Consider the following 6,000-nt stretch of genomic DNA (forward strand, 5'->3'; position numbering starts at 1 on the left):
TTTTGTTAGAGTCTTGAGCCTTCCTGATCGCCGCAGGCCATCGAGAGACCCTCATTGGCTTGCACTGAGCACAGTGCTCAGCATCCAGGACTTCCAGACCTATTTATCCTCTGGTCAGGCTAGGCCCCGCTTCACATTCAAACAATGTGATCAGAGTGCAGGCCCCATACACGGGCCTCTTTTGCCATAACACGGCAAGCATCAGGTGCTGATGACTTCCGACCAGCGGCGAGTCTTGTATCAGCGGGCTGAGATGGGTGTTAGCAACATCTTGGCCATCACCGGAGCTATCATAGGGGTAGCTCTTTGCACTCGAATTGTTTTTAGGGGGTTCACGAAAGTGGAGTTACTCTCAGGCGCAGATATGATCACCCGCTTTTTAGCGGATGAGGGCGTTGAATATATTTACGGCTACCCAGGTGGGGCCGCTTTGCATATTTATGATGCGATTCATCGCCAAGATAAGGTACAACACATCCTGGTTCGTCATGAGCAGGCGGCGACCCATATGGCCGATGGTTATGCGCGTGCAACGGGTAAGCCCGGTGTCGTGCTGGTGACCTCCGGCCCCGGAGCGACCAATGCGGTCACTGGGATTGCGACAGCCTATATGGATTCGATTCCGATGGTGGTGCTCTGCGGTCAGGTGATGAGTCATCTGATCGGTGAAGATGCCTTTCAGGAAACCGATATCATTGGCGTGACGCGCCCCATCGTGAAGCACAGCTTTAGCATCAAGCACCCAGCTGAGATTCCGATGGTGCTGAAAAAGGCATTTCATATTGCCTCAACAGGTCGTCCTGGCCCGGTGGTGGTCGATATCCCCAAGGATATGACTGCACCAACTGAGAAGTATGAATATGTCTATCCCAAGAAGGTCAAGCTCCGCTCTTATACGCCTGTTGGTCGTGGGCACTCAGGCCAAATTCGTAAGGCCGTTGAGTTGATGCTGAAAGCCAAACGCCCAGTGCTCTATGGTGGTGGTGGTTTGATTCTGGGTGGAGCAACAGAGCTGTTCACCCAATTAGCTAAAAAACTCAACCTGCCGGTGACCACCTCTTTAATGGGGATCGGTGCTTATCCGCAAACGGATGCACAGTCACTGGGCTGGTTGGGTATGCATGGTAGCTATGAAGCCAACCAAGCGATGCACCATAGTGATTTGGTGGTCTGTATTGGTGCGCGCTTTGATGACCGGGCCACTAACAACACAGCGAAATTCTGTCCGACTGCGAAGATCGTGCATGTCGATGTCGATCCATCGTCAATTGGTAAAACGGTCAGAATCGATGTACCGATTGTGGGTACGGCCAGCAGCGTTCTCGAAGAGATGCTGTCTATGCTGGGTGAGCAGAAGCAGATCAACAATGATCTGAGCGATTGGTGGAAGCAAATTCAGGACTGGCGCGCGAGTCGTCAGGGACGCTTATACGAGCCAGCGGCTCCCGGTGAGGCAATGAAGCCCCAGCAGGTCGTCGAAGCTGTCTGGAAGATCACCCAAGGTCAGGCCTATGTCGTCACCGATGTCGGCCAGCATCAGATGTTTGCCGCGCAATACTATAAGTTTGATCGGCCTAACCGTTGGATCACCTCGGGTGGTTTAGGCACGATGGGCTTTGGTTTTCCGGCCGCAATGGGCATCAAGCTGCATAAGCCTCAGGAAGAAGTGGTGCTCTTTACAGGAGAAGGAAGCTTCCAGATGATGATGCAGGAGCTTTCAACCTGCAGCCAGTTTGGTATTCCAGTGAAGATTATCAACCTGAATAACCAGTCTCTGGGCATGGTACGCCAGTGGCAGGATCTGAACTATAGTGCACGCCACGCTCAGTCTTATATGCAGTCCTTGCCTGATTTCCAGAAGTTGGTTGAATCTTACGGGCATGTGGCCTTTAAGGTTGAAAGAGCAGAAGACCTTGAAGCAGCTTTAGAAAAAGCCTTTGCGATCAAGGATCAGCTGGTGTTCATGGATATCTATGTCGATCCACGTGAGCATGTGTATCCGATGCAGGTCCCGCAGGGCTCCATGAAAGATATGCTCTTATCAAAAACGGAGAGGACATAAGCCATGCGACATATCATCTCGATCCTGATGGAAAACGAGGCCGGTGCCTTGTCGCGGGTAGTGGGCTTGTTTTCGCAGCGTAACTTCAATATCGAAACGCTCAATGTTGCACCAACGGATGATCCGACGCTATCACGTTTAACCGTGACCACCAATGGCGATGAGCGGGTGATTGAGCAGATTACCAAGCAGTTGAATAAACTGATTGATGTCGTCAAGCTGGTCGATTTAACCGAAGGTCAGCATATCGAGCGTGAGCTGTTGCTCGTGAAGGTGAAAGCCGTCGGTGCTCAGCGTGCTGAAATCCACCGCACAACAGAAATCTTCCGTGGACAAATTATTGATGTCACCCCCAGCATCTATACGATTCAGCTGGCTGGTGCCGCCGATAAACTGGATGCCTTTGTCAGTGCTCTGGGTGCCAGTACGATTTTGGAAGTCGTCCGCACAGGTGTCTCAGGTATTGCTCGCGGTGAGAAGGTGCTGAGCCTTTAATCCCGATCACTGAGATCCTGCGTGATGAACCCCAGCTGCGGCTGGGGTTTTTTATGGGTGCTCGGCAGGCTCATCAATTAAATCCCAGAAGGCCTGAATAAGCGGGTTGTGCAGCTTGCGCTTCAGCAGCGCGACACCAACGTCATAGGCCGCCAAATGTGGCGTGACAGGAAGAATCTTGACACGGTCAATCAACGGACTGTTATCCAGTACGATCTGTGGCACAACACCAACACCCAGCCCAAGACTCACCATGCTGACAATGGCTTCATTACCACTGACTTGAGCATAAATCTTGGGTTTGAGCGCTTTCTGCCTAAACCACGCATCGACGCGTTGGCGTCCTAAACCTTGCTCAGACAGAATCATGGGCAGCTGCGACCAATCAATATCTTTCAGTTCTTGCCCTAGCAGTCGATCGATCATCGGCTCTTGGCGGGGGGCAATAAATACCAGCGGAGAGAGGCCGATAGAGCGAAACGCCACAGCTGGAGGGAGTTGATCTGGGCGCGCGGCAATGGCGATATCTTCTTCGCCCTGGATCACGTGCTGTAATGCCACAGCGGGATCACCTGTATGGAGTTTGATCTCGACCAAGGGGTAGCGGGCCCGAAAGCGATCGAGTAGTGGATAAAGGAAGCTATAGCTGGCAGTGACAGAGCAATAAACACTGATTTCACCTTGTAGCTCTTGCGCCTGCGCCTGTAAGCGATTTTTTAAACTGTCCCACTGATGTAATGCATCACGGGCATATTCAGCACAAAGGCGGCCTGCTGGAGTCAGCTCAACATGGCGATTATCGCGCACAAAGAGTTGGGTCCCAAGCCGCGCTTCGAGTTGTTGAATCGAGCGACTTAAAGCAGAGGGGCTCAGGTGCACCATTTCGCTGGCGCGTGAAAAGTGCAGCGTTTCGACCAGGGCTAAAAAATGGCGGAGCAGACGATGTTCCATCGGGTTGATTCCATTGCCGGTGCATTAAGGTAGGGCTGTACAGAAAAAAGCGAGTGTTGCGTTTTATGCAATATTGCATTGTGAATATAACATTTTACGCAAGAACAAAAAAAGCTTAGTCTGAACCCAAGCTCAAAGAGCCAGCAATATCATTCTAATATCAAGAGGATTTCACTATGGCAATGCCTGTTTACTACGATAAAGATTGTGACTTGTCGATCATCAAAAGCAAAAAAGTGGCCGTCATTGGCTATGGCTCGCAAGGCCATGCTCATGCCTGTAACCTGAAAGACTCGGGTGTTGATGTCACCGTGGGTCTGCGTGCAGGTTCTTCATCACGTGCCAAGGCAGAAGCCCACGGCTTGAAAGTGGCGGATGTACCTGCTGCCGTTGCTGCCGCCGATGTGGTGATGATTCTGACGCCGGACGAGTTCCAAGGTCAGCTTTATAAAGAAGAGATCGAGCCTAATATCAAGCAGGGTGCCACCTTGGCTTTTGCCCACGGCTTCTCGATCATTTACAACCAGATTTCGCCACGCAAAGATCTGGATGTGATCATGATTGCTCCTAAAGCACCAGGCCATACCGTGCGCTCTGAGTTTGTCGCTGGTCGTGGTATTCCAGATTTGATCGCGATTGAGCAAGATGCAACCGGCCAAGCGCGCGCCACGGCACTGTCTTATGCCTCAGCGGTAGGTGGTGGCCGTACCGGTATTCTTGAAACCACCTTCCGTGAAGAGTGTGAAACCGATTTGTTTGGTGAGCAGGCAGTTCTTTGCGGTGGCGCGGTTGAGCTGGTCAAAATGGGCTTTGAAACTCTGGTTGAAGCTGGCTATGAGCCAGAAATGGCCTACTTTGAGTGCTTGCACGAGCTGAAACTGATCGTAGACCTGATGTTCGAAGGTGGTATTGCTAACATGAACTACTCCATCTCAAACAATGCTGAGTATGGCGAGTATGTGACTGGGCCGCGCGTTATTAATGAGGAATCGCGTGAAGCTATGCGCGATGCCTTGGCCAATATCCAGTCTGGCGAGTATGCCAAGCAATTCATTCTTGAAGGTCAGGCAGGCTATCCTTCGATGACTGCGCGTCGTCGTCAAAATGCAGAGCATCCGATTGAACAGGTTGGTGAAAAGCTGCGTGCGATGATGCCTTGGATTGCTGCTAATAAGATCGTTGATCAAAGCAAGAACTAAGCTGAATCTGATCGATCCTTTTGAAGCGCCCCTTAAGAGGGGCGTTTTTTATGCGGCTTGCTCAACCACCTCTCATCTGGATGGGCATTCAAATCTAGAGGCGAGAGGGTGTAGAATGGATGCCACACTTGGATAAACAATGAGCACCCTATGTCACAAGATACCAGTAAAGCATCCACGTCTTCGCAGGCTGCTGATTTAGCCGCATCACCGTCAGAGTCTCAGGCGAGTGATCCAGCTCTAGATTCAGCGACACAACCTAAAGATGAAGAGTTTGCACGTAAAGCACACCGTCTGGCAGAAGAAGTCTTTGAAGAAGTGGTAGAAGAGAAAGAGGTGAATGGCCGTAAGGTCAAGCACAAGGGGATTTATCTCCTACCTAACCTGTTTACAACAGGGGCCTTGTTCTCCGGTTTCTACTCCATTATTGCAGGAATGAATGGTGATTTTAGTGCGGCAGCGATTGCGATTTTTGTTGCGATGATTCTAGATGGGCTTGATGGGCGCGTTGCACGGTTGACCGGCACAGAAAGTGCTTTTGGTGAGCAGTATGATAGTCTTGCCGATATGGTGTCCTTTGGTGTAGCTCCAGCTCTGGTTGCTTTTACCTGGATGTTGCAAGATCTGGGGCAGTTTGGATGGATCGCCGCTTTTGTCTATGTGGCGGGAACTGCTCTCAGACTAGCGCGCTTTAATGTGCAGGTTGGCTCGGTTGATAAAAAATGGTTTATTGGCCTACCTAGTCCTTCTGCGGCTGCTATTGTAGCGGCACTGGTTTGGGTTCTGCATGATTTCGCTTTGGAGTCTGCTTTAATACAGATCTTGGTGGCTGTTGTGATCGCCGCGGTTGGCCTGTTGATGGTGAGTAACGTCCGCTATTACAGCTTTAAGGATATCGATCTCAAAAATCGAGTGCCATTTATTGCACTGCTGATTTTGGTGTTGGTGATTTCGATTATTGCCCTCGAGCCGGGTGTGATGCTGCTGTTACTCTTTTTAGGCTATGGCTTCTCTGGCCCAGTGCGCTCAGTCGTGCGCCGTCAGACCTTGGTAGAAAAGAAGAATGCTAAAGGAGAAGGTACGCGCTAAAGCATGGCAGAGGTGGATGTAGCCTAGCCCAAACAGGGTGTGAGCAGGAAAAAGTAAAAAAGTTTGGCAAAGGGGTTGCGCTTTAAAAATAGATCCCTATAATACGCAGCTCTTGTGAAGGCGACCTCGGAAACGCGGTTGGATAGAAGCCTTGGCAAGAGTTGCAAGGTTTTGTTTTTTCTTGGGTTTTTAGAAGCCTCTTCG

The 6,000-nt window shown here is 50.7% G+C and carries 6 protein-coding genes; 4 read left to right on the forward strand and 2 right to left on the reverse strand.

Going from position 1 to position 6,000, the window contains the following annotated elements; genetic code table 11:
- The first annotated feature begins 340 nt into the window (after positions 1 to 340).
- Positions 341 to 2,062 carry an acetolactate synthase 3 large subunit gene (locus V6U78_RS12340; protein ID WP_405341388.1) on the forward strand — a complete coding sequence of 574 codons (1,722 nt, stop codon included), beginning with the start codon at positions 341 to 343 and terminating at the stop codon, positions 2,060 to 2,062.
- A gap of 3 nt (positions 2,063 to 2,065) precedes the next feature.
- On the forward strand, positions 2,066 to 2,557 hold the full coding sequence (ilvN, locus tag V6U78_RS12345; protein WP_405341391.1) for an acetolactate synthase small subunit: 492 nt from the start codon (positions 2,066 to 2,068) through the stop codon (positions 2,555 to 2,557).
- A gap of 51 nt (positions 2,558 to 2,608) precedes the next feature.
- Here ilvN and ilvY read toward each other — a convergent pair whose 3' ends face one another.
- A complete protein-coding gene (ilvY, locus tag V6U78_RS12350; protein WP_405341394.1) occupies positions 2,609 to 3,508 on the reverse strand; it encodes an HTH-type transcriptional activator IlvY in 900 nt (299 codons plus the stop codon).
- A 182-nt stretch (positions 3,509 to 3,690) separates the two neighbouring features.
- On the opposite strand from ilvY, the gene ilvC reads away from it, so the two are divergent.
- Both ilvC and pssA read left to right on the forward strand, forming a co-directional pair.
- Positions 3,691 to 4,707 carry a ketol-acid reductoisomerase gene (gene ilvC, locus V6U78_RS12355; RefSeq protein WP_405341405.1) on the forward strand — a complete coding sequence of 339 codons (1,017 nt, stop codon included), beginning with the start codon at positions 3,691 to 3,693 and terminating at the stop codon, positions 4,705 to 4,707.
- Positions 4,708 to 4,857: 150 nt separating this feature from the next.
- Complete coding sequence (pssA, locus tag V6U78_RS12360) at positions 4,858 to 5,796, forward strand: CDP-diacylglycerol--serine O-phosphatidyltransferase (RefSeq protein WP_405341397.1); 939 nt, start codon at positions 4,858 to 4,860, stop codon at positions 5,794 to 5,796.
- Between the two features lie 23 nt (positions 5,797 to 5,819).
- Here pssA and V6U78_RS12365 read toward each other — a convergent pair.
- Positions 5,820 to 6,000: hypothetical protein (locus tag V6U78_RS12365; RefSeq protein WP_405341400.1), on the reverse strand; the 181-nt coding region annotated here is incomplete at its 5' end.

It is taken from the genome of Marinospirillum alkalitolerans (assembly GCF_045055655.1).
In the GTDB taxonomy this organism is placed as follows: domain Bacteria; phylum Pseudomonadota; class Gammaproteobacteria; order Pseudomonadales; family Halomonadaceae; genus Marinospirillum; species Marinospirillum alkalitolerans.

Excerpts from the sequence above, each read along its gene's own strand:
- ilvN (WP_405341391.1), top strand. The coding sequence starts at position 2,066 with ATGCGACATATCATCTCGATCCTGATGGAAAACGAGGCCGGTGCCTTG.
- ilvY (WP_405341394.1), bottom strand. The coding sequence starts at position 3,508 with ATGGAACATCGTCTGCTCCGCCATTTTTTAGCCCTGGTCGAAACGCTG.
- ilvC (WP_405341405.1), top strand. The coding sequence starts at position 3,691 with ATGCCTGTTTACTACGATAAAGATTGTGACTTGTCGATCATCAAAAGC.
- pssA (WP_405341397.1), top strand. The coding sequence starts at position 4,858 with ATGTCACAAGATACCAGTAAAGCATCCACGTCTTCGCAGGCTGCTGAT.